Source organism: Pseudomonas sp. S3_C06 (genome assembly GCF_054667675.1).
This window is the reverse complement of sequence record NZ_CP162747.1, coordinates 4,412,227-4,435,564: the sequence shown is the minus strand read 5'-3', so window position 1 is coordinate 4,435,564 and position 23,338 is coordinate 4,412,227. Positions and strand designations below refer to the sequence as shown.

Genomic DNA, 23,338 nt, shown 5'->3' with positions numbered 1-23,338 from the left:
TCCCTTCATGAAGAGCCAACCCGATGCCGCCAGCCGTATGGCGGCCGAGGTAGTGACGCAGTTGCCTGTGCCCTCGCGGCTCGGCATGCTGCGTTTCGAGCGCTTGAATGAAGCCAGTTGGGCCATGCTGTTTCTCGATCCCAACTGTGAACGCCAGTTCGGTCAGCCGGCTGTCGAGCTTTGCGCGCTGGTCGGCTCCCCCTACGCCAGCCTGATGGAACCCGAAGCGCGTTATCAACTGCACGACGCGATCCAGCAACAGCTGACCGCCAGCCCGCATTATCTGGTGCGTTATACCCTGCACACGGCAGCTGGTGCACTGAACATTCTGGAACTGGGCGAAGCTTACAAACAACACAACCGTCATCTGCTGCGCGGCTATCTGCTGGCGGTCGATCACGTCTTCGACGAAGCGCCGCCACTGCCCTCCGTTGACCTCGAAACCCAGAATTCCCGCCTGCAGATCGCTCTGGAACTCAACCAGCGCGCCCAGCAGGAACAACTGCAGCACCTGGAACGCGTACGCGCCCAGCAGGACCTGATTCTGCTGCTCGCGCGCCAGCGCTACAGCACGCACAACTCGCTGCAAGAAGCCGCCGAACTGATCACCCGCTGCGCCTGCGATATCTATGAGATCGACTGCGCCAGCCTGTGGAACCTCGAAGGCCAGCATCTGGTGCCGATCTCCGCGTATCACCGCGCGACCCAGGAGTACATTCTCCCGGACGTGATCGACATCAGCGGCTTTCCCGACTACATGGACGCCCTGCACGGCAGCCGCGCCATCGATGCGCACAATGCAATGCGTGACCCGCGTACCCGTGAGATGGCCGAGGCCCTGCGCCCGCGCGACGTCAACGCGATGCTCGACGCCAGCATCCGCGTCGACGGTCAGGTCGTCGGCGTACTGTGTCTGGAGCAGACCGGCGTCACCCGCGCCTGGCAGTCCGACGAAATCGCCTTTGCCGGGGAACTGGCCGACCAGTTCGCGCAAGTCATCAACAACCACAACCGCCGCACCGCCACCAGCGCCCTGCACCTGTTCCAGCGTGCGGTCGAGCAAAGCGCCAACGCGTTTTTGCTGGTCAATTGCGACGGCGTGGTCGAGTACGTCAATCCAAGTTTTACCGCGATCACCCAGTACACCACCGAGGAAGTCCACGGTCAGCGCCTGTCCGAGCTGCCGGCGCTGGAAAACCTCAGTGAATTGTTGTTCGACGCGCCCTCGGCGCTGGCCAAGAGCAACAGTTGGCAGGGCGAATTCAAGAGCCGCCGCAAGAACCTCGAACCGTACTGGGGCCAGTTGTCGATCTCCAAGGTCTACGGCGACAACCGCGAGCTGACGCATTACATCGGCATCTACGAAGACATCACCCAGACCAAACTGGCGCAGCAGCGCATCGAGCGTCTGGCCTACACCGACAACCTGACCAACCTCGGCAATCGCCCGGCGTTTATCCGCAATCTGGACGAACGCTTCGCCCGCGATAGCGATACCCCGATCAGCCTGTTGCTGGTGGACATCGACAACTTCAAACGGATCAACGACAGCCTCGGTCACCAGACCGGCGACAAGCTGCTGATCAGTTTGGCCCGGCGTCTGCGCAATAGTCTGAGCCCGAGCGGCAGCCTCGCGCGCTTCGCCAGTAACGAGTTTGCGGTGCTGCTCGACGATACCGATCTGGCGACCGGCCAGCAGATCGCCAACCAATTGCTGGCGACGCTGGATAAACCGATGTTCGTCGACAACCAGTTGATCAGCGTTACCGGTTCGGTCGGCCTGGCCTGCGCGCCGCTGCACGGTCGCGACCCGCAAACCCTGATGCGTAACGCCGGTCTGGCGCTGCACAAGGCCAAGGCCAACGGCAAACATCAGGTGCAAGTCTTCACCGAAGCGCTGAATGCCGAGGCCAGTTACAAACTGTTCGTCGAGAACAACCTGCGTCGCGCCCTGACCCAGAACGAGCTGGACGTGTTCTATCAGCCCAAGCTGTGCCTGCGCAGCGGTCGTCTGCTCGGCATGGAAGCGCTGCTGCGCTGGAATCACCCGGAACGCGGCATGATCCGCCCGGACCAGTTCATCAGCGTCGCCGAAGAAACCGGCCTGATCATTCCGATCGGCAAGTGGATCGCCCGTCAGGCCTGCCGCATGAGCAAAGCGCTGACCGCTGCTGGGATGGGCAATCTGCAGGTGGCGATCAACCTGTCGCCGAAACAGTTCTCCGACCCGGATCTGGTCGCCTCCATCGCCAACATTCTCAAGGAAGAAGCGCTGCCGGCCAATCTGCTTGAACTGGAGCTGACCGAAGGCCTGCTGCTGGAAGCCACCGAAGACACGCACTTGCAGCTCGACCAGCTCAAGCGCCTCGGGCTGACGCTGGCCATGGACGACTTCGGCACCGGTTACTCGTCGCTGAGCTATCTGAAGAAATTCCCGATCGACATCATCAAGATCGATCGCAGCTTCATCCACGAAATCCCCGACAATCAGGACGACATGGAAATCACCTCAGCAGTGATCGCCATGGCCCACAACCTGAAACTCAAGGTCGTGGCGGAAGGCATCGAGACTGCCGAACAACTGGCGTTCCTGCGTCGGCATCGTTGCGACGTCGGCCAGGGTTACCTGTTCGACCGGCCGATCCCCGGTGGCGAACTGATCCAGGCCCTCAAACGCTACCCGCGCGGCCCGCTCTGCCTCTGATCACCACAAGCTGTTCCTCTAGAAGACACTCCCCCTGTGGGAGCGAGCCTGCTCGCGAAGACGGAGAGTCAGTCGACATCAACATTGCCTGACATACCGCTTTCGCGAGCAGGCTCGCTCCCACATTTGGATAGTGCGAAGTCGGGCATCATTGGGCACACTGGCGGTCTGACTTTTTACCTCCAACCTGACTGAGAGGAACGATCATGGTTCTGCGCTCGGAAATTCTGGTGAACAAAAACGTGCTCCCGACTAAAGAACAAGCTTTGCCCGGCCGCGAAACTGCGATGACCCTGCCTGAAAAGCACTTCGTCTTCGAAGAAACCCCACTGCTTGGCCCGTTTTTCCAGGACGTCGACTTTGCGATTTTCGGTCTGGGCTGCTTCTGGGGCGCCGAGCGCCGCTTCTGGCAGCGCGAAGGCGTGGTCAGCACGGTCGTCGGTTATGCCGGCGGTTTCACGCCGAACCCGACTTACGAAGAAGTCTGCTCGGGCCTGACCGGCCACGCGGAAGTGGTGCTGGTGGTGTATGACAAGGATAAAGTCAGCTACGAAGAGCTGCTGGCGATGTTCTGGGAACTGCACAACCCGACGCAGGGCATGCGTCAGGGCAATGACATCGGCACGCAGTACCGCTCGGTGATCTACGCGACCTCGCCTGAGCATCTGGATGCGGCGCTGAAAAGCAAAGCGACCTACCAGGCTGAGCTGTCGAAAGCAGGTCTGGGTGAAATCAGCACCGAGATCGAACAGGCTCCGACCGTGTACTTCGCCGAGACGTATCACCAGCAGTATCTGGCGAAGAATCCTGAGGGTTACTGCGGGATTGGCGGCACCGGCGTGTGCATGCCACCGAGCCTGGCGGGTAACTGACCCCGTCGACGGATCGTTCCCACGCTCTGCGTGGGAATGCCTCAATGGACGCTCTGCGTCCGCTGTTGGGACGCGGAGCGTCCCGGGCTGCGTCCCCACGCGGAGCGTGGGAACGATCAGTCAGTGATCAGCTCTCGGCAATCAACCAATCCATCTGCCACCCGCCCTGGGTCTGCCCAAGCTTCTTCGACAACCACGGCAGCAGCTCACGCAATTCCTCTTCCAGCCCCCACGGCGGATTGGCAATCGCCATGCCCGAGCCGTTCAGGCTATTCGGCGTATCCAGCGGGTGCACCAGCAGTTCCACGCGCAGCAACTTCGGCGCACCGGTACCGGCCAGATCCTGATAGAAGCGACGCAACGCACGCTGGTCCTTCACCGGATACCAGATCGCCGCCACGGTTTGACGCATGCGGCCAATCGCCTCTTTCAACGACGCTGCGCAACGCTGCATCTCGTCGAGTTGCTCGAACGGCGGATCAATCAACATCACCGCACGCTTCTCCTGCACCGGCAACATCGCCCGTGCGACGTGCCAACCCTCGCCCAGATGAACCTTGACCCGACGATCACCGGCCATGTTGTCCTTGAGCAGTACGCCGTCTTCCGGGTGCTTCTCGTTGAGCATCACCCGATCCTGCGGCCGCGTCAGACGCCGCGCCAGCTCCGGCGACCCCGGGTAATAGCGCAACTGGCCATCCGGGTTCATCTCGTGCAGCACCTTCATGTAGTCGGCGGTCAGCGCCGGCAGATCCGGCTGATCCCACAAGCGCGCGATACCTTCCAGGTACTCACCGGTACGGTTGGCCTGATCACCCTGCAAGTCATACAGACCGATGCCGGCGTGTGTGTCGAGATAGGCAAACGGCTGCTCCTTGCGCGACATCAGGGCGATGAGGCGGGTCAAGGTCAGGTGTTTGAACACATCGGCGTGATTGCCGGCATGGAAGGCGTGACGATAATTCATGGCTGCTCCTGCGAAGGGCGCAAAGTTTACCTTTTACCGCGCGGCAAGTCAGGGGTTCGCAGCCGAGCGGACAAAAGCCTGCCCTCACCCTAACCCTCTCCCGGAGGGAGAGGGGACTGACGGTGGTGATCTTGCGGCTTATGTCGACCTGAAAGATCAGCGCGAACTCAAGCCTGGCGAAGCAAAGTGCGCCGCTGAAGTCGCAGGTCGGCGTACATCCCCCAGACAACTCGGTCAGTCCCCTCTCCCTCTGGGAGAGGGCTAGGGTGAGGGGCTTTGCTTTTATGGCGTTAAACTGGCTAACCATGAACGACAGGAAGTCAAAAGCTCATGCGATATCTGATCATCTGCTTATTCAGCCTGCTTAGCCCATACCTCGCCCTTGCCGACGAAACCCACATTGAACAGGCACGCCAGACACTCAAAAACCATGGCCTGAGCCACTGCATTCTGGCGTCATTCAACGAACACTCCGCGCTTAAAAAAGACATTGCACTGTCCGCCAATGCCTATTCGTTCATGGGCACAGGCATGCATTCCATCCTGCAAAATGAAGACACACTGCAAGTGCTGCACGACCCCTATAAAGAAACCAGAAACTACGTATTGACGGCTTACGAGCAGACACCTTCAAACAGCAAATACTCGAATGAAAAAGTCGTGTTTTTTGGCTGCCTGAAGGTCTACAACTCCGAGGCGTTCAACAGTTTTATCAACACTCAGGATGCGTACATTCCACCCATCAAAGTCAAAAGATCTTTCACCCTGCCACCACTCTCGCAGTGACAACGAAAAGACTATCCCTGCAACCCACCGCCCACCCGTTCATGAAAACCGCCGCAACTTGAAGGAATCGTCCGAGACCTTCGCCCCGAAAACTCACTCTGACTCTGCCAGCAAAAACGCCAGCAACGCCGATCTCGACGATTCTTCCGACATTGAAACATGAAAAAACCGCCTCACCTTGCAACGCAAAACTGCCTCTGAAAAGGCTTCGAAAAGTGTCGGATGTTCCTCGCTCAACCACTGCAACGCATTGGCCGTTCGAACGTCATTGCCCTGCTGCGCCAGCACCGAAGCCGGCACCTGCCACCACGGAAATGCCCGCCCCGACACCTGCGCCCTGCCGCCAATTCCCAGCGCCTGACCATTGATCAAACAACGCCCGATCAGCGGAAACAGTTGTGCCGCATCCACCTTATCGGCCTGAAGAATCGGCAACAGAAAGCGCCCGTCCCAGAAACGGAAAAACACCGTTTTGCCGCCCGGCATCAGCACTTGGGTGAGACTGCGAAAGTGCGCCACCACCTCTTCAAGGCTTGCCGAAGACACCGCCAGCCATCCCCAATCCTGCGACTCGGTAGTGGCGACCCAATGCAGAAACTCACTGTCAGCGGCGACAATTCCCACGTAAGGCATCACCGCATCCCACTCGGCATAGATCGTCTCGGCCCAGATCGGACTCGCCATTTCTGGCCAGGCCTCAAGCGGCTTCGCCTCGCTGGCATTGCTGAACACCACGTACAATTGCTCGGATGCACTCAACGGTTCCCGCGCCAACCATTCGGCAGGCAAAAGAAAATCAGGCTGCACAGAGACCGTCCTTGCAACGCTCACACTCTTCGCAGAATGGCGCATCACCCTTGAGGCTCATGATTTGTGCGGCGGTCAGCATGGCTGTCGGCGCGGCGGTGAGTTTCTCCGGCAATCCCGGCGCCACAGGTGCGGCACTCATCGCCGCCATCGGTGCGCCGCCCACGACAATCGGCACGCTGCTGAAAATGCCGCCGGGACCGATGTTGATCCACTGCCCACCGGCCTGAATGGTCGCACTCGCCCCGCCATCAATGACCACTTGCTGACCGGCGCTGACGTGGAATTGCCCACTGGCGCTGATCGCCTGATTGCTCACGCGAATATGCCGGTCGCCGATCACGCTCAGATGGTCGTCCTGCTTCACTTCGGTCTGCCGCTGTCCGTGGGTGATGCGCTGCTCATCAGCCTTTAACTCATGGCGGGCGGTGCCGGTGACGACGATGCTGCGCTGGTTGTCGACCTGCACCTGTTGATCATTCAACACATGCTGCGTCCAGTTGCGCTGGGCGCGCAGGTAGATTTCCTCGGAGCCTTTGCGATCCTCGATGCGCAGTTCGTTGTAGCCGCCACCGCCGGGGCTGCTCTGAGTGCGGAAAATGCTGCGGGTCTTGTCCGCTGGCAGATCCAGCGGGATCGGTGTCGCGGCGTTGGGCAGGCAGCCCACGACCAAGGGTTTGTCAGCGTCGGCATCGATGAAGCCGACCAGCACTTCCATGCCGACTCGCGGAATCAGAACGCTGCCGTAACGGTCGTGGGCCCAATTAGTGGCAACGCGCAGCCAGCAACTGGAATGCTCGTTCAATTCTCCGTCGCGATCCCATGCGAGCTGCACCTTGACCCGGCCGTGCTCGTCGCAGTGGATTTCAGTGTCTTTCGGCCCGGTCACAACAGCCGGTTGGTAACCGGGCATCCGTGGCTTTTCCGTCCCCAGCGACGGGCGAAAGAACACGTCCCACGGCGTGGCGAGAAAGGTATTACGGTAACCCTGGAAGCCTTCCCCATCGCTGGTCACCGATTCCTCCAGCACTTGCGGCTGGCGGCCATGGTGTTCAACGGCAGTCAGCAGCCACAGGTCATTCCAGTCATGGCGCGGATGCTCAGTCAGTTGCAGGAAATGTCCGCAAACCAATGCGGATTCGTCGCTGATGCCTTCGGCCTGACGGTAGTCGGCGACATGTCGCTCAAGTGCCCGCTGAGCGTGATGCTTGCCGGTTTCACGATCGTTGAATTGGCCAGGGAAGTGATAGTCCTCCAGCACCGGGCGCTGCTCAGCGTCGACACGACTTTCCAACTGCAGTCGCGGCTTGATGAAATTGTAATCGCGCCGGGTCACCACGCTGGTGCGGGTTTCCACCCGCACGTTGAAACGCTGAATCGCCCGCGCTCCGCCCGCCATGCCGCTGCCCGGCAGATATAGCGTCGACTCAGCCAGACGTGGAAACACCGTCTGGTCGTCGCCGAACACCAATAGATGGCCTTCGGGACTGTGCTGGAAGTGGTAGTGAATGCCGACCTCTGCACACAACCGCTGAATGAAGGCCAGATCACTCTCGGCGTATTGCACGCAATACTCGCGCACCGGGTATTCGCTGCCGAGGCGAAATTCGAAGGCATCACGCAAGATCGAATGATCCTTGAGGACTTGCGCGACAATCTGCGGAACCGTCAGATGCTGGAAGATCCGCTGATTGATCCGCTGCCCGAGGTACGTCAGACGCGGAACGAGACTGACATGATAGCGCGTCAGACGTTTCCCGGAATCGCCCTGCCCGACCTGATAAATCTGACCATGGATACCGGAACCCTGCGCATCCAGGCGCAGAAACGCCTGACAGTGCAGCAGGCTTTCAAGGTCCAGATCCGGCCGCTCGCTGACCAGTTCCAGCTCGAAGCGGAACGGTTGGCTGATGGCTTCCTTGCCCGTGAACTCAAGGACCTTGAGGTCATGCTGGGCGCCTTCGAGGGTCAACGTGAAACGCGGTTGATTGGCAGGCGCGAACATCCGATGTCTCTCTGCAAAATGAAGGGCGGGCGATTCTGCATGAGGGGCAAGGGGTGATGAGTGGGTGACGGAAAAATCAGATTTGCCCTACCTTCATTGACGAAAAACCCTGCAAAAATCGGCGCCTTCAACTACAGACAAATCCTCCAAAACCACCACCGCCCCCCTGTAGGAGTGAGCCTGCTCGCGATAGCGGTCTGACATTCAGCATTGATGTCGACTGACACACCACTATCGCGAGCAGGCTCACTCCTACAGGGGAGCACGGTGAATCAGAGAAATCGGAGGCACAAAAAAACGGCCCGCCTCCTGTAGGAAACGGGCCGTTTTCCGGTGAGCTTCAGCTCAGAACAATTACTTGTTCAGGTGGAAATCTTTTTCCGCCGCTTCGAAGCGCTGCACCATGCCTCTGGTCGGCTCGCCCATCTTGCTGACGATGTAGATGGCCAGGCTGGCGAAGATGAAGCCCGGGATGATTTCGTACAGACCCAGCAGTTCGAAATGCTTCCAGACCACCACGGTGATCGCGCCGACCAGAATACCGGCCAGTGCGCCGTCGCGGGTCATTTCTTTCCAGATCACCGAGATCAGCACAACCGGACCGAACGCAGCACCGAAACCGGCCCAGGCGTAGGACACCAGACCCAGTACGCGGTTTTCCGGGTTGGCTGCCATCGCGATCGCGATCAGCGCAACCAACAGCACCATGGCGCGGCCGACCCAGACCAGTTCAACCTGAGAGGCGGATTTACGCAGGAAGGTTTTGTAGAAGTCTTCGGTCAGGGCGCTGGAGCACACCAGCAACTGGCAGCTCAGGGTGCTCATTACAGCGGCGAGAATCGCCGACAGCAGCACACCGGCAATCCATGGATTGAAGAGGATCTTGGCCAGTTCGATGAACACACGTTCATGGTTCTCGGTGACTGGGCCGGCAACTTCAGGGTGTGCCGAGAAGTAAGCAATACCGAAGAAACCCACGGCCACGGTGCCGCCCAGGCACAGGATCATCCAGGTCATGGAGATGCGACGGGCGTTGGCAATCGACTTCACCGAATCCGCCGCCATGAAACGCGCGAGGATGTGCGGCTGACCGAAGTAGCCCAGACCCCAACCCATCAGCGAGATGATGCCGATGAAAGTGGTGCCTTTGAGCATGTCGAAGTTGCTTGGATCATTGGCTTCGATGGCCAGGAACGTGGTGTCGACGCCGCCGGTGGCCAGCAGGACGATGATCGGCGTAAGGATCAGCGCGAAAATCATCAGCGTGGCTTGTACGGTGTCAGTCCAGCTCACCGCGAGGAAACCGCCAACGAAGGTGTAGGCAATCGTCGCCGCAGCACCGGCCCACAACGCTGTCTCGTAAGACATGCCGAAGGTACTTTCGAACAGACGGGCGCCAGCTACGATGCCGGAAGCGCAATAAATGGTGAAGAACACCAGGATCACGATCGCCGAAATGATGCGCAGCAGGCCGCTTTTGTCTTCGAAACGGCTGGAGAAGTAGTCCGGCAGGGTCAGGGCGTCGCCGTTGTGTTCGGTCTGCACACGCAGACGGCCGGCAACGAACAGCCAGTTCAGGTAGGCACCGACGATCAGGCCGATGGCGATCCAGCTTTCGGACAGACCGGACATGTAGATGGCGCCCGGCAGGCCCATCAACAACCAGCCGCTCATGTCGGAAGCACCGGCAGACAGCGCGGTGACGACGCTGCCGAGGCTGCGACCACCGAGAATATAGTCGGAAAGGTTATTGGTGGAGCGATAGGCCATGAAGCCGATCAGCACCATTGCTGCGATGTAGATCACGAACGTGATCAGTGTTGGATTGCTTACGCTCATTAAGTTACGCCCTGGCTTTGTTTTTATGTAGCAGCGGTGATGAACAGCGCGCAAACGATGACGTTTGGCAGACGATTCGCGATCCCGCGCATTTAGGACTGATGTTTCCCCAGGAAAGCCACCAGCCGATGCACCGGGTTATCCCGGTTGCACCTAGGGCGCGAATGCTATGCAACAAACCAAAAAAGGTGCAACCAGTTTCGCGCGAATTAGTTGCACCTAGTCGGATATTCCGAGAAACAGGCAGTTTTTGCTCCCTTTTAGCGCAGTCAAAGCGCATTGCTAGAAGCAAAAGCACCAAGCAAGTGCGGCACTTCCGTACCAGAAAATAATTCCTGACGAAGCGTTTATTTTTCCGACAAAAAAAGGGTTGCACCCGGTTGCACCTCTTTCGGCGCACGGCTAATCTTGCCGCCAGCTGATGCCACGCAACTGTGGCAACCATGAGGATAAAAATATGGCTACCACCACCCTTGGGGTCAAACTCGATGACCCGACCCGCGAGCGCCTGAAGGCGGCCGCGACCTCGATTGATCGCACACCGCACTGGCTGATCAAGCAGGCAATTTTCAATTACCTGGAAAAACTCGAGGGTGGTGCAACCCTGACCGAGCTGAATGGTCTGACCGCCAAGGACGCCGATGAGGCGGGCGAAGTCCACACCGATCACGCCCACCAATGCTTCCTCGAATTTGCTGAAAGCATCCTGCCGCAGTCCGTACTGCGCGCTTCGATCACCGCCGCTTACCGTCGCCCTGAGCCGGAAGTGGTACCGATGCTGATCGAGCAGGCTCGCCTGCCGGTCGCCATGGCTGAAGCCACCAACAAACTCGCCGCCTCCATTGCGGAAAAACTGCGTAACCAGAAAAGTGCCGGCGGTCGTGCAGGCATTGTTCAGGGTCTGCTGCAGGAATTTTCCCTGTCGTCCCAGGAAGGCGTGGCGCTGATGTGCCTCGCCGAAGCGCTGCTGCGCATCCCGGACAAAGGCACTCGCGATGCACTGATCCGCGACAAGATCAGCACTGGCAACTGGCATCCGCACTTGGGCAACAGCCCTTCGCTGTTCGTCAACGCGGCCACTTGGGGGCTGCTGCTGACCGGCAAACTGGTCTCGACGCACAACGAAGCTGGCCTGACCTCTTCGCTGAGCCGCATCATCGGCAAGAGCGGCGAGCCGATGATCCGCAAGGGCGTCGACATGGCCATGCGCCTGATGGGCGAACAGTTCGTCACCGGCGAAACCATCGCCGAAGCCTTGGCCAACGCGAGCAAGTTCGAAGCCAAGGGCTTCCGTTATTCCTACGACATGCTCGGTGAAGCGGCACTGACCGAACACGATGCGCAGAAGTACCTGGCGTCGTACGAACAAGCCATTCACTCGATCGGCAAAGCGTCCCACGGCCGTGGGATTTATGAAGGCCCGGGCATTTCCATCAAGTTGTCGGCACTGCACCCGCGTTACAGCCGTGCGCAGTACGAGCGTGTGATGGACGAGCTGTACCCGCGCCTGCTGTCGCTGACCCTGCTGGCCAAGCAATACGACATCGGTCTGAACATCGACGCCGAAGAAGCCGACCGTCTCGAACTGTCGCTGGATCTGCTTGAGCGCCTGTGCTTCGAGCCGCAGCTGACCGGCTGGAACGGCATCGGTTTCGTCATCCAGGCTTACCAGAAGCGTTGCCCGTACGTGATCGACTACGTGATCGATCTGGCTCGCCGCAGCCGTCATCGCCTGATGATCCGTCTGGTGAAGGGCGCCTACTGGGACAGCGAAATCAAGCGCGCCCAGGTCGAAGGCCTGGAAGGCTATCCGGTCTATACCCGCAAGGTGTACACCGACGTTTCCTACATCGCTTGCGCACGCAAACTGCTGTCGGTGCCGGAAGTCATCTATCCGCAGTTCGCCACGCACAACGCCCACACCCTGTCGGCGATTTACCACATTGCCGGTCAGAACTATTACCCGGGCCAGTACGAATTCCAGTGTCTGCACGGCATGGGCGAACCGCTCTACGAGCAGGTTGTAGGCAAAGTTTCCGAAGGCAAGCTGAACCGTCCGTGCCGCGTGTACGCGCCGGTCGGTACCCACGAGACGCTGCTGGCGTACCTCGTACGTCGCTTGCTGGAAAACGGCGCGAACACTTCATTCGTCAACCGCATCGCCGACCAGTCGATCTCGATTCAGGAGCTGGTGGCCGATCCGGTGGCGCAGATCGAGCAGATGGCGACCGTGGAAGGTGGATTCGGCCTGCCGCACCCGCGCATCCCGCTGCCGCGTGATCTGTACGGTGCCGAACGCGCCAACTCCAGCGGCATCGACATGGCCAACGAACATCGCCTGGCTTCGCTGTCCTGCGCTTTGCTCGCCACTGCCCACACCGACTGGAAAGCGGCGCCGATGCTCGGTTGCGCGTCCAGCACTGAAACCCCGGCAGCGGTGCTGAACCCGGCGGATCACCGCGATGTGGTGGGTCACGTTCAAGAAGCCACGGTTGAAGACGTCGACAACGCCATTCAATGCGCGCTGAACGCTGCGCCGATCTGGCAGGCCACCCCGCCCGCCGAACGTGCAGCGATTCTGGAACGTGCCGCTGATTTGATGGAAGGCGAGATCCAGCCGCTGATGGGCCTGCTCGCTCGTGAAGCCGGCAAGACCTACGCCAACGCCATCGCCGAAGTCCGCGAAGCCGTCGACTTCCTGCGTTATTACGCAGTGCAGGCTCGCAATGATTTCAGCAACGACGCCCACCGCCCATTGGGCCCAGTCGTATGCATCAGCCCGTGGAACTTCCCGCTGGCAATCTTCAGCGGCCAAGTGGCTGCCGCATTGGCTGCCGGTAACCCGGTACTGGCCAAACCGGCCGAGCAGACTCCGCTGGTTGCCGCTCAAGCCGTGCGCTTGCTGCTCGAAGCCGGGATTCCGGAAGGCGTGCTGCAATTGCTGCCGGGTCGCGGTGAAACCGTTGGTGCCGGTCTGGTGGGTGACGAGCGCGTCAAGGGCGTGATGTTCACCGGTTCCACTGAGGTCGCGCGTCTGCTGCAACGCAACATCGCCGGCCGTCTCGACAACCAGGGCCGTCCGATTCCGCTGATCGCCGAAACCGGTGGCCAGAACGCGATGATCGTCGATTCGTCGGCTCTGACCGAGCAAGTGGTGATCGACGTCGTTTCCTCGGCCTTCGACAGCGCTGGTCAGCGTTGCTCGGCGCTGCGCGTACTGTGCCTGCAGGAAGATTCCGCCGATCGCGTCATCGAAATGCTCAAAGGTGCCATGGCTGAAAGCCGTCTCGGCAACCCTGAGCGCCTGTCCGTGGACATCGGCCCGGTGATCGACGCCGAAGCCAAGGCTGGCATCGACAAGCACATCCAGGGCATGCGCGACAAAGGTCGCAACGTGTACCAAGTGGCGATTGCCGACACTGAAGAAGTCAAACGCGGCACCTTCGTCATGCCGACCCTGATCGAACTGGAAAGCTTTGACGAGCTGCAACGCGAGATCTTCGGTCCGGTGCTGCACGTGGTGCGCTACAAGCGCAAAGAGATCGATCAACTGATCGGCCAGATCAACGCTTCCGGCTACGGCCTGACGCTGGGCGTGCACACCCGGATCGACGAGACCATCGCCAAGGTGATCGACAACGTCAACGCCGGTAACGTCTACGTTAACCGCAACATCGTCGGTGCCGTGGTCGGCGTGCAGCCATTCGGCGGCGAAGGTCTGTCGGGTACTGGCCCGAAAGCCGGTGGCCCGCTGTACCTGTACCGCTTGCTGTCGACGCGGCCTACCGACGCCATCGAACAATCCTTCGCTCGCGGTGATGCTGTTGTCGCCCCGGACGTTCGCCTGCGCGATGCCATGAGCAAACCGTTGAACGCGCTGAAAGCCTGGGCTGAAAGCAACAAGTACGCCGACCTGAGCACGCTGTGCGTGCAGTACGCTGCGCAATCGCAGAGCGGCATTACCCGTACGCTGGCCGGCCCGACCGGCGAGAAAAACAGCTACGCGATCCTGCCGCGCGAGCACGTGCTGTGCCTGGCCGAGGTTGAAGGTGATCTGCTGACGCAACTGGCCGCGGTATTGGCCGTAGGCGGTTCGGCGGTATGGCCAGAGTCCGACATCAGCAAGGCCTTGTTCGCACGCCTGCCGAAGGACATTCAGGCGCGGATCAAGCTGGTTGCTGACTGGAACAAGGATGAGGTGGTATTCGATGCGGTTCTGCATCACGGCCATTCCGACCAGTTGCGCGGCGTCTGCCAGCAGATTGCCAAGCGTGCCGGCGCGATTGTTGGGGTTCAGGGCTTGTCCCAGGGCGAGACCAATATTGCCCTGGAGCGTCTGGTGATTGAGCGGGCGTTGAGTGTTAACACGGCGGCGGCGGGTGGTAATGCCAGCTTGATGACAATCGGCTAAACCGCTGTAAATCCAGGCGACCGCAATGGTCGCCTGGAATGTAAACCCCTGTAGGAGTGAGCCTGCTCGCGATAGCGGTCTGTCAGTTAGAATAAATGTGTCTGACAGACCGCTATCGCGAGCAGGCTCACTCCTACATTTGATTAGTGTCGCCCTCACCTCTGCATCACTCTCATCAATCATCCTATCCAGCCTCTATTCCCCCGCCTTAGACTCGGCCCAACCCCAATTTCAGGTAGGCCGCCATGTCCGAGACGCTGCTCAGTTCCCGCAATCTGGCTTTCGAGCTGTATGAAGTCCTCGATGCCGAGGGCCTGACCCGGCGTGAGCGCTTTGCCGAGCACAACCGCGAGACCTTCGACGCCGCCATCGGCACCGCGCGCAACATCGCCGAGAAGTACTTTGCACCGCACAACCGCAAGGGCGACGAGAACGAACCGCGCTATGAAGACGGCAAGGCGATTCTGATTCCGGAAGTGAAACCGGCGGTGGATGCCTTCCTCGAGGCCGGTTTTCTCAACGCCGCGAGAAGTTTCGACGCCGGCGGCATGCAACTTCCTACACTGCTGTCGCAAGCCTGTTTCGCACATTTCCAGTCAGCCAACGCCGCTTCGACGTCCTACCCGTTCCTGACCATGGGCGCGGCGAACCTGATCGAGAGCTTCGGCACCGACGAGCAAAAACAGCGCTTCCTGCAGCCCATGATCGACGGGCGCTTCTTCGGCACCATGGCCCTGACCGAGCCGCACGCCGGTTCGTCACTGTCGGATATTCGTACGCGCGCCGAGCCGGTGTCCGACGGCACTTATCGCCTGAAGGGCAACAAGATTTTCATTTCCGGCGGCGATCACCCGCTCTCGGAAAACATCGTGCACATGGTCCTGGCCAAACTGCCGGACGCGCCTGCGGGCGTTAAAGGTATCTCGCTGTTTATCGTGCCAAAGTTTCTGGTCAACGATGACGGCAGCCTCGGCCAGCGCAATGACGTGCTGCTGGCCGGGCTGTTCCACAAGATGGGCTGGCGCGGTACCACCTCCACAGCGCTGAACTTCGGCGATAACGGTGAGTGCGTCGGCTATCTGGTGGGCGAGCCGCATCGCGGTTTGAGCTACATGTTCCAGATGATGAACGAAGCGCGGATCGGCGTTGGCATGGGTGCAGTGATGCTCGGTTATGCCGGTTATCTGTATTCGCTGGAGTATGCTCGCGAGCGTCCACAAGGGCGGGTGCCGGACAGCAAGGATCCAACCACGGCGCCAGTGGCGATCATTCAGCACGCGGATGTACGACGCATGCTGCTGACGCAGAAATCCTATGTTGAAGGGGCGTTTGACCTTGGCTTGTATGCCGCGCGGTTGTTCGATGACACCACCACGCTTGAGTCCGAAGCCGAGCGCAAACAGGCGCATGAGCTATTGGATTTGCTGACCCCGATCGTCAAATCCTGGCCATCGGAGTTCTGCCTCAAGGCCAACGAACTGGCGATCCAGATTCTTGGCGGTCACGGCTACACCCGCGAATACCCGGTTGAACAGTACTACCGCGATAACCGCTTGAACCCGATTCATGAAGGCACCCATGGCATTCAGTCGCTGGACTTGCTCGGGCGCAAACTGGCGCAGAACAGTGGTGCCGGGCTGAAGCAGTTGATTCGGTTGATCGCCACCACTGCTGAACGCGCTACGGCGTACGATTCGCTGACCGCACTGCGGGAGCCACTGGAGAAACTGGTGGCGCGCCTGCAAACGGTGACCATCGGTTTGTTGACCGATCTGGCACAGGGCAAGATCAACAGCAGCCTGGCGAACTCAGCGCTGTACCTGAAGGTGTTCGGGCACACAGTGATTGGCTGGCGCTGGCTGGAGCAGGCGATTCGTGCCGAGGAAGGGTTGGCCAAGGGCAATTTGGTGGATGCTGACTTCTATAAGGGCAAGCTGCAGGCGGCGCGGTATTTCCTGACGTGGGAAGTGCCGGGGTGCCACCATGAACTGGCGTTGCTGGAGGCGCGGGACGATACGTGCCTGGCGATGCAGGATGCCTGGTTCTGAAAGCCGACCCTCACCCCAGCCCTCTCCCCGAGGGAGAGGGGGCCGACCGAGGTGTCTGACGCTATACATCGACCGGAAAAACCGCGTCGATTATGGATTCGGTACTGCACTCCCAGGTCGGCGTATTACTCAAGCATCCCAAGGTCAGTCCCCTCTCCCTACGGGCGGTCCGACGTTTCGGGAGGGCTAGGGTGAGGGGCTTTTCTGGCTCAACACTCAAGTCAACTTGAACCCACCCATCTGCCGCGCCAGATCATCCGCCAGCCTCTGCAACATCTGACAATCCTCACGACACGCCCTAACCTCCCCCGCCGTCGCCCGCGCCAGATCGGAAATCCCCTGCACATTACGGTTGATCTCTTCCGTCACCGCCGACTGCTCTTCCGTCGCCGTCGCCACCTGATGGTTCATGTCACTGATGCGCTCTACCTGCCCGGTAATCGCCGTCAGTGATGCCCCGGTGCGCTGGCTCGACTCAACCCCGGTGCCGGTTGCGGCTTGACCGGTGCGCATAGACGACACGGCGTTTTCCGCCCCTTGTTTGAGGCTGCCGATCATCTGTTGAATCTCGTCAGTAGACGCTTGAGTGCGTCGCGCCAAGGTGCGCACTTCATCAGCAACAACCGCAAAGCCGCGCCCCATATCCCCGGCTCGAGCTGCTTCGATGGCGGCATTGAGCGCCAACAGGTTGGTCTGCTCGGACACCCCGCGAATCACCGCCAGCACCGAATCAATCGACGCCACTTGATGCGCCAGCTCGCCGACCGCGCCCGCCGCTACGCCAATCTCATCCGACATGCTTTCAATATGCTTGATCGAACCGCCAACCACTTCCCGCGCCTGCATCGCTTCATCCCGCGCGGTTTGCGAGGCCAGTGCCGCGTTGCCGGCGTTCTGCGCAATTTCCTGCACGGTCAGGCCCATTTCGTGAACGGCGGTGGCAACCATGTCGGTCATTTCCTGCTGACGGCCGGAACGCTCGGCAGTGTTTTCCACCACTTTCGCCACTTGCCCCACAGCCGTACGCAGACGCTCGCTGGTGGTCAGCACTTCAGCGATCATCCCGCGCTGGCTGTCGAGGAAACGATTGAAGCCGCGCGCGAGGTCGCCCAACTCATCGGCGCGACTGGAATCTAACCGGTGGGTCAAATCTCCCCCACCGCTACCGATTGCTACCAACGCAGCTGTTACCTGGCGAATCGGCCGCACCAGACCTTGCGCCAGCCACACCACCAACGCGAGGCACACCAGTGCCACGGCCAGACCAATGCCGCCGCTCATCCACATCGCTTTACGGGCTTCGGCGTAGATCTGCGACTGCGGCACTTCGGCCACCAGAGTCCAGCCCAAATCGCGCAATGGCAGGCTGAAGGCGAGGAAGTCTTCGCCATCCCTCTGGAAGCTGCTGCTGATCGCCGTTTTCTGGCCCATGACGGACTGCGCCGCATTGGCGCCAATCTGCTCGCTCAAGGTGCGTTTACCGCTGAACTGCGCCTCCGGGTGCACTTGAATCAAACCGTCGGAACGCACGAGATAGACCTTGCCACGCTCACCAAAGCTGAAGTTGTGAATCAGTTCCGACAGCTCTTTCATGCTCAGTCCGAGCCCGGCCACACCGACCACTTTGCCGGCCTGCTCGACCTTCAGATCGATGAACAGCGCCAGTTCTCCGGTCGCCCCGTCATTGTCGATATTCAGAGTGCGCGGCTGATTGCTGTCGAGGAAGGAATAGAACCACGCGTCGGCCGGTTTGGTGCGACTGAGGGTGCGGTCCAGGCCTTTTTCGGTGATGTAATGATTGGATTCGGTGCCGATTATCAAAGCGGTGAAGGCTTTATGTTCGGCGCGGATGCCTTCCAGATACTGCGCGAAGCCAGCCGTTTTGCTGCTGTCTTCGCCCGAGGCGAGCCAGTCGCGGACCATCGTATTACTGGCGATATCTTTGGCCGCTGTCAGCGGTTGCACGAGGATCCGTTCGATATCGTTGCGCGTCGCTTCGATGCTCGACGGCAGGGCTTGTTCGACCAGATAGCTCTGGGCGAGGCGGTTGACCACCAGGGTATAAATGCCAACCACGATCAGGATACTGACCAGCAGGGCGGTGCCCATGCTGAGAATCAGCTGCCATTGAATACTGCGTCGCCACAACTGCATGGAGCACCCCCAAAGAATAAGTGGCCGAAACAATGCAACAGCCGTGCCGATTGTATACAACCCGGTCGACAATCTATTCTTTGGTTGTGCGCAGCTCCATCAACCCTGGTTGATGGTCTTGGCGATGGTGTCGACCGTGGCGCTGACTTGCTCTTGATAACGGTCGAGTTCTTCTTTGTGTTGCTTCTTCATTTCGATCTGCTGCGAGCACAGATTCATCGCCGCCAGCACCAGCAAGCGGTCACCGATCAATGTCGGGTATTTGCGCTTGGTGTCGTCCAGCGCTGCCTTGAGCATCATGGCCGCGTCCAGCAGGGTCTGTTCTTCCCCGGCCGGTGCCTTGATCGAATAGTCCTCCCCGAGAATGGAGACGACCTTTACCCCTGCTGTGTGGTGGTTCATGCGCTGACAGGACCTGCGTTGACGCGATCAACCAGGGCCTGAATGCGGGCGGCGGTGGCGCCGTGCTTTTCTTCCTGTTCCATCAGGTTCAGTTGCAGGCTTTCGTTTTCATCCTTGGCCTGGGCCAGTTCCGTGGACAGGGTCTGGTTGGTTTGCGCGAGGGTCTGGTTCTGTTGCACCAGGTCGCTGACGAGCTGTTCCAATTGGCTGAGGGATGCTTCCAACATTTTGATCTTCCAAGCGTTTTTCAAAGGGCGCGTACGATAAAGAAAAGTCACCACGGATGCCAGGGTTAAACCGGCGCAAGGCCTTGATTTTCCTGGTGGCGGACCGTTCCTGCGAGTTTTAAAGACTGTGATCTGCCGATCTGGTTCCTGCACTTCGTCGCCCAAGCCCTTCTGCGACAAATACGCACAGTGCCTCAAGACTTTAGTCGTATGACCGATAAGTCATCCATACAGCAGTCTCAGCCCGCATGGAAGCGGCCCTCTCTTGGTATCCGCCCATGTCCCTCCGCAATATGAATATCGCCCCACGGGCGTTTACCGGTTTCGCCCTGATCGGCGGCCTGATGCTGATTCTCGGCGTGTTCGCGCTGAATCAGATGAGCAAAATCCGCGCAGCAGGCGAAGATATCGCCACGGCCAGTGTGCCTTCCATCAAGGCCCTCGACGAGTTCACCCAACTGACCCTGCGCCTGCGGGTGCTGTCGTACCGGTTGCTGATCAACCGCGAACCCGATGTGCAGCAAAAAACCATCGAGTTGTTCGATATGCGTAACCGCCAGATCACCGAGGCGCAGCGTGCCTATGAGCCGCTGATTTCCAGCCCAGACGAACGTACGGCGTACGATCAGTACGTGCAACTGCTGGCGCAGTACCGTCAGCTCGAAGAACGCATGAAAACCCTGTCGCGCAACAATCAGGTCGACGAGTTGCGGCAAATGCTCAACAGCGATCTGCTGAACAACTCTGAAGCGGTAAACACCGCCCTCGCGCGCTTGCTGGAGATAAACACCCAGCAAATCGCCGACACCGATCAAGGCGCCAAAGATCAGTATTCGATGTCGTTCGATCTGGTGGTCACCTTGCTGGTGATCGCCAGCGGCTTGACCCTGCTGTTCGCCTGGCTGCTGACCGTGAGCATCACCAAGCCCATTTCCAAAGCACTGGACGCTGCGGAAACCATCGCCGAAGGCAATCTGACCCAGCCGATCCAAGTTGACGGTGAAGACGAGGCCGGTCGCCTGCTCGCAGCCATGGCGAAGATGCAATCGAAGCTGCGTGACACCCTGCAGCGCATTTCCGGTTCGGCCACTCAGTTGGCTTCGGCGGCTGAAGAACTGAACAGCGTCACCGACGAAAGCGCGCGCGGCCTGACTCAGCAGAACAACGAAATCGAACAGGCGGCCACGGCAGTCAACGAGATGACCAGCGCTGTGGAAGAAGTCGCACGCAACGCCGTGAGCACTTCGGAAGCCTCGAAAAACGCCACCACCTCGGCCGGCGATGGTCGTGATCTGGTCCAGGAAACCGTCAGCGCCATCGAACGCATGAGCGCCGATGTACAGAGCACGGCCAGCCTGATCGGCGATCTGGCCAATGAATCCCGTGACATCGGCAAGGTGCTGGATGTGATTCGAGGTCTGGCCGATCAAACCAACCTGCTGGCACTGAACGCGGCGATTGAAGCGGCCCGTGCCGGTGAAGCCGGTCGCGGTTTTGCTGTGGTGGCGGATGAAGTACGAGCACTGGCGCACCGCACGCAGCAGTCGACCAGCGAAATCGAGCGGATGATCGGCAGCATTCAGAGCGGTACCGAACACGCCGTGGATTCGATGCGCAACAGCACCGAACGTGCCGAGTCGACCCTGAACATCGCCCGTGGTGCGGGTATGTCGCTGGACACCATCAACACCGCCATCGTCGAGATCAACGAGCGCAACCTGGTGATCGCCAGCGCCGCCGAAGAACAGGCGCAGGTGGCGCGGGAAGTGGATCGCAATCTGGTGAACATCCGTGATCTGTCGGTGCAATCGGCGACTGGCGCGAATCAGACCAGTGCGGCGAGCAATGAGCTGTCGCGTCTGGCGCTGGACCTGAACAACATGGTTGGGCGGTTCAGCCTCTAAGATCAAAGGCTACCCCCTCACCCCAACCCTCCCGAAACGTCGGACCGCCCCCAAGGGGGCGAGGGGGAAGGGAGCAGATCTTCGTGTTTTTCAAAACCTGAGTTCGACTCAGGCTTTTCAGGTCGATGTACCTTGCACAAACACCTCGATCAGTTCCCTCTCACCCCGGGAGAGGGGGGAAGGGGGCAGATTTTCATGCTTTTCAAAGTCTGAGTTCGACTCCGGACTTTCAGGTCGGCGTATCTCGCACAAACACCTCAGTCAGTCCCCTCTCCCCCCGGGAGAGGGTTAGGGTGAGGGCAGCAATCGCCCGCCGAACACAAAACCTGATGCTCCGCTGAAAAAGCTTTTTGACAGCATCACATTTCAACAGGTTAGAATCGCTGGCACGCAGACTGCATGGTCAGTTTGTGCCCGTCTTTACGCTTCTGGAGTACTGCCTTTGAATGCGACGACCATCAACAGCCTGTTCTTGATCGGCGCGTTGCTGGTAGGCGCAAGCATTCTCGTCAGTTCTCTTTCTTCCCGTCTCGGCATCCCGATTCTGGTCATCATCCTCGCTGTCGGCATGGCCGCCGGGGTCGATGGCGGCGGCATTATTTTCGATAACTACCCGACGGCCTATCTGGTCGGCAACCTCGCACTCGCAGTGATTCTCCTCGACGGTGGCTTGCGCACACGGGTATCCAGTTTCCGCGTGGCGCTATGGCCAGCGCTATCGTTGGCCACGGTCGGGGTGTTGATCACCACCGGGCTGACCGGCATGGCCGCCGCCTGGCTGTTCGACCTCAATCTGATTCAAGGCTTGTTGATCGGTGCCATCGTTGGCTCGACCGACGCCGCGGCGGTGTTCTCGCTGCTCGGCGGCAAAGGCCTGAACGAACGGGTCACCGCCAGCCTGGAAATCGAATCCGGCAGCAACGACCCGATGGCGGTGTTTCTCACCGTGACCCTGATCGACATGCTCGCCAGCGGCCAGACCGGCCTGCACTGGAGTCTCCTGACCCACTTGATCCGCGAGTTCGGCATCGGCGGCGTGATCGGTCTCGGCGGCGGCTGGCTGATGTTGCAACTGGTCAACCGGATCAATCTGGCAGCCGGCCTGTATCCGATTCTGGTGATTGCCGGCGGTCTGGTGGTATTCGCCCTGACCAACGCCCTGCATGGCAGCGGCTTCCTCGCCGTTTATCTGTGCGGGCTGGTCATCGGCAACCGTCCGGTACGCAGCCGTCACGGCATTCTGCACATGCTCGACGGCATGGCGTGGCTGGCGCAGATCGGCATGTTCCTCGTGCTGGGATTGCTGGTCACGCCGCATGATTTGCTACCAATCGCCCTGCCCGCTCTCGGTCTGGCGCTGTGGATGATTCTGTTCGCGCGGCCACTGTCGGTGATGGTCGGCCTGCTGCCGTTCAAGGCGTTCCACGGGCGCGAAAAAGCTTTTATTTCCTGGGTTGGCCTGCGCGGTGCGGTACCGATCATTCTTGCGGTGTTCCCGCTGATGGCCGGGCTGCCGAATGCGCAGCTGTACTTCAACCTCGCGTTCTTTATCGTGCTGGTGTCGCTGCTGGTGCAGGGCACGAGCCTGCCGTGGGTCGCCAAACTGCTGAAAGTAACGGTGCCGCCAGAGCCCGCGCCGATTTCCCGGGCGGCACTGGAAGTCCACGTCACCAGCGAGTGGGAGCTGTTCGTTTACAAGCTCGGCGCGGAGAAGTGGTGCATCGGTTCGCCCCTGCGTGAACTGAAAATGCCCGAAGGCACACGTATCGCGGCACTGTTTCGTGGCCAGCAACTGCTCCATCCGTCGGGTAGTACGGTGCTGGAAGTCGATGATTTGCTGTGTGTTATCGGCCATGAACACAACCTCGGCGCCCTCGGAAAACTGTTCAGCCAGGCACCGCAACGCGGCCTCGATCTGCGCTTCTTCGGTGATTTCGTGCTTGAAGGAGACGCCCAGCTTAAAGCGGTTGCAGCGCTCTATGGCCTACCCGCCGACGGTATTGATCCGGACATGACCCTGGGCGCCTTCATTGCTCAGAAAGTCGGCGGTGCGCCCATCGTCGGTGACCAGGTGGAGTGGAACAACACCCACTGGACGGTTGCGGTCATGGACGGGAACAAGATCGGCAAAGTGGGCGTCAGATTCCCCGAAGGAAGTCGCCCGGGCCCCGGGCTCTTCCTCTAAACTGCGTCCACTCTCACTTGCTTGACC

General features: G+C 59.8%; 14 protein-coding genes and 1 pseudogene. 8 read left to right on the top strand and 7 right to left on the bottom strand.

What is annotated here, in order from left to right:
• Positions 1 to 7: 7 nt before the first annotated feature.
• A complete protein-coding gene (locus AB4N44_RS19730; RefSeq protein ID WP_460107902.1) occupies positions 8 to 2,704 on the top strand; it encodes a putative bifunctional diguanylate cyclase/phosphodiesterase in 2,697 nt (898 codons plus the stop codon).
• A gap of 206 nt (positions 2,705 to 2,910) precedes the next feature.
• Complete coding sequence (msrA, locus tag AB4N44_RS19725) at positions 2,911 to 3,576, top strand: peptide-methionine (S)-S-oxide reductase MsrA (protein WP_127925565.1); 666 nt, start codon at positions 2,911 to 2,913, stop codon at positions 3,574 to 3,576.
• A 127-nt stretch (positions 3,577 to 3,703) separates the two neighbouring features.
• Here the strand turns inward: msrA and AB4N44_RS19720 are convergent, their stop codons facing one another.
• Positions 3,704 to 4,543, bottom strand: coding sequence for a 23S rRNA (adenine(2030)-N(6))-methyltransferase RlmJ (locus AB4N44_RS19720; RefSeq protein WP_007915674.1), 840 nt, complete (start codon positions 4,541 to 4,543; stop codon positions 3,704 to 3,706).
• Between the two features lie 330 nt (positions 4,544 to 4,873).
• Here AB4N44_RS19720 and AB4N44_RS19715 point away from each other — a divergent pair, with 330 nt between their 5' ends.
• Positions 4,874 to 5,329 carry a hypothetical protein gene (locus AB4N44_RS19715; RefSeq protein ID WP_137219307.1) on the top strand — a complete coding sequence of 152 codons (456 nt, stop codon included), beginning with the start codon at positions 4,874 to 4,876 and terminating at the stop codon, positions 5,327 to 5,329.
• A 93-nt stretch (positions 5,330 to 5,422) separates the two neighbouring features.
• Here AB4N44_RS19715 and AB4N44_RS19710 read toward each other — a convergent pair whose 3' ends face one another.
• From AB4N44_RS19710 to putP, 3 genes are all read right to left on the bottom strand, one after another.
• Positions 5,423 to 6,136 carry a DUF4123 domain-containing protein gene (locus AB4N44_RS19710; protein ID WP_455807481.1) on the bottom strand — a complete coding sequence of 238 codons (714 nt, stop codon included), beginning with the start codon at positions 6,134 to 6,136 and terminating at the stop codon, positions 5,423 to 5,425.
• Positions 6,126 to 8,141 carry a type VI secretion system Vgr family protein gene (locus AB4N44_RS19705; RefSeq protein ID WP_455807480.1) on the bottom strand — a complete coding sequence of 672 codons (2,016 nt, stop codon included), beginning with the start codon at positions 8,139 to 8,141 and terminating at the stop codon, positions 6,126 to 6,128. Before AB4N44_RS19705 ends, AB4N44_RS19710 begins: the two co-directional genes overlap by 11 nt.
• A gap of 354 nt (positions 8,142 to 8,495) precedes the next feature.
• On the bottom strand, positions 8,496 to 9,980 hold the full coding sequence (gene putP, locus AB4N44_RS19700; RefSeq protein WP_160037972.1) for a sodium/proline symporter PutP: 1,485 nt from the start codon (positions 9,978 to 9,980) through the stop codon (positions 8,496 to 8,498).
• Positions 9,981 to 10,437: 457 nt separating this feature from the next.
• On the opposite strand from putP, the gene putA reads away from it, so the two are divergent.
• On the top strand, positions 10,438 to 14,391 hold the full coding sequence (gene putA, locus AB4N44_RS19695) for a trifunctional transcriptional regulator/proline dehydrogenase/L-glutamate gamma-semialdehyde dehydrogenase (RefSeq protein ID WP_160037970.1): 3,954 nt from the start codon (positions 10,438 to 10,440) through the stop codon (positions 14,389 to 14,391).
• A gap of 245 nt (positions 14,392 to 14,636) precedes the next feature.
• On the top strand, positions 14,637 to 16,439 hold the full coding sequence (locus AB4N44_RS19690; RefSeq protein WP_160037968.1) for an acyl-CoA dehydrogenase: 1,803 nt from the start codon (positions 14,637 to 14,639) through the stop codon (positions 16,437 to 16,439).
• A 216-nt stretch (positions 16,440 to 16,655) separates the two neighbouring features.
• Here AB4N44_RS19690 and AB4N44_RS19685 read toward each other — a convergent pair whose 3' ends face one another.
• From AB4N44_RS19685 to AB4N44_RS19675, 3 genes are all read right to left on the bottom strand, one after another.
• Positions 16,656 to 18,593, bottom strand: a complete 1,938-nt coding sequence (locus AB4N44_RS19685) for a methyl-accepting chemotaxis protein (protein WP_150775543.1) — start codon at positions 18,591 to 18,593, stop codon at positions 16,656 to 16,658.
• Between the two features lie 99 nt (positions 18,594 to 18,692).
• Complete coding sequence (locus AB4N44_RS19680; protein WP_064117128.1) at positions 18,693 to 18,995, bottom strand: cell division protein ZapA; 303 nt, start codon at positions 18,993 to 18,995, stop codon at positions 18,693 to 18,695.
• A complete protein-coding gene (locus AB4N44_RS19675) occupies positions 18,992 to 19,222 on the bottom strand; it encodes a hypothetical protein (RefSeq protein WP_007909525.1) in 231 nt (76 codons plus the stop codon). The genes AB4N44_RS19680 and AB4N44_RS19675 overlap by 4 nt, the downstream gene beginning before the upstream one ends.
• 248 nt (positions 19,223 to 19,470) lie before the next feature.
• Here AB4N44_RS19675 and AB4N44_RS19670 point away from each other — a divergent pair.
• The 3 genes and pseudogenes from AB4N44_RS19670 to AB4N44_RS19660 form a co-directional block, all read left to right on the top strand.
• Positions 19,471 to 20,223 (top strand): annotated as a pseudogene (locus AB4N44_RS19670) (MCP four helix bundle domain-containing protein); the annotation flags it as partial.
• A 30-nt stretch (positions 20,224 to 20,253) separates the two neighbouring features.
• Positions 20,254 to 21,126, top strand: a complete 873-nt coding sequence (locus AB4N44_RS19665) for a methyl-accepting chemotaxis protein (protein WP_371042268.1) — start codon at positions 20,254 to 20,256, stop codon at positions 21,124 to 21,126.
• Between the two features lie 442 nt (positions 21,127 to 21,568).
• A complete protein-coding gene (locus AB4N44_RS19660; protein ID WP_137218538.1) occupies positions 21,569 to 23,311 on the top strand; it encodes a potassium/proton antiporter in 1,743 nt (580 codons plus the stop codon).
• Positions 23,312 to 23,338: the final 27 nt, after the last annotated feature.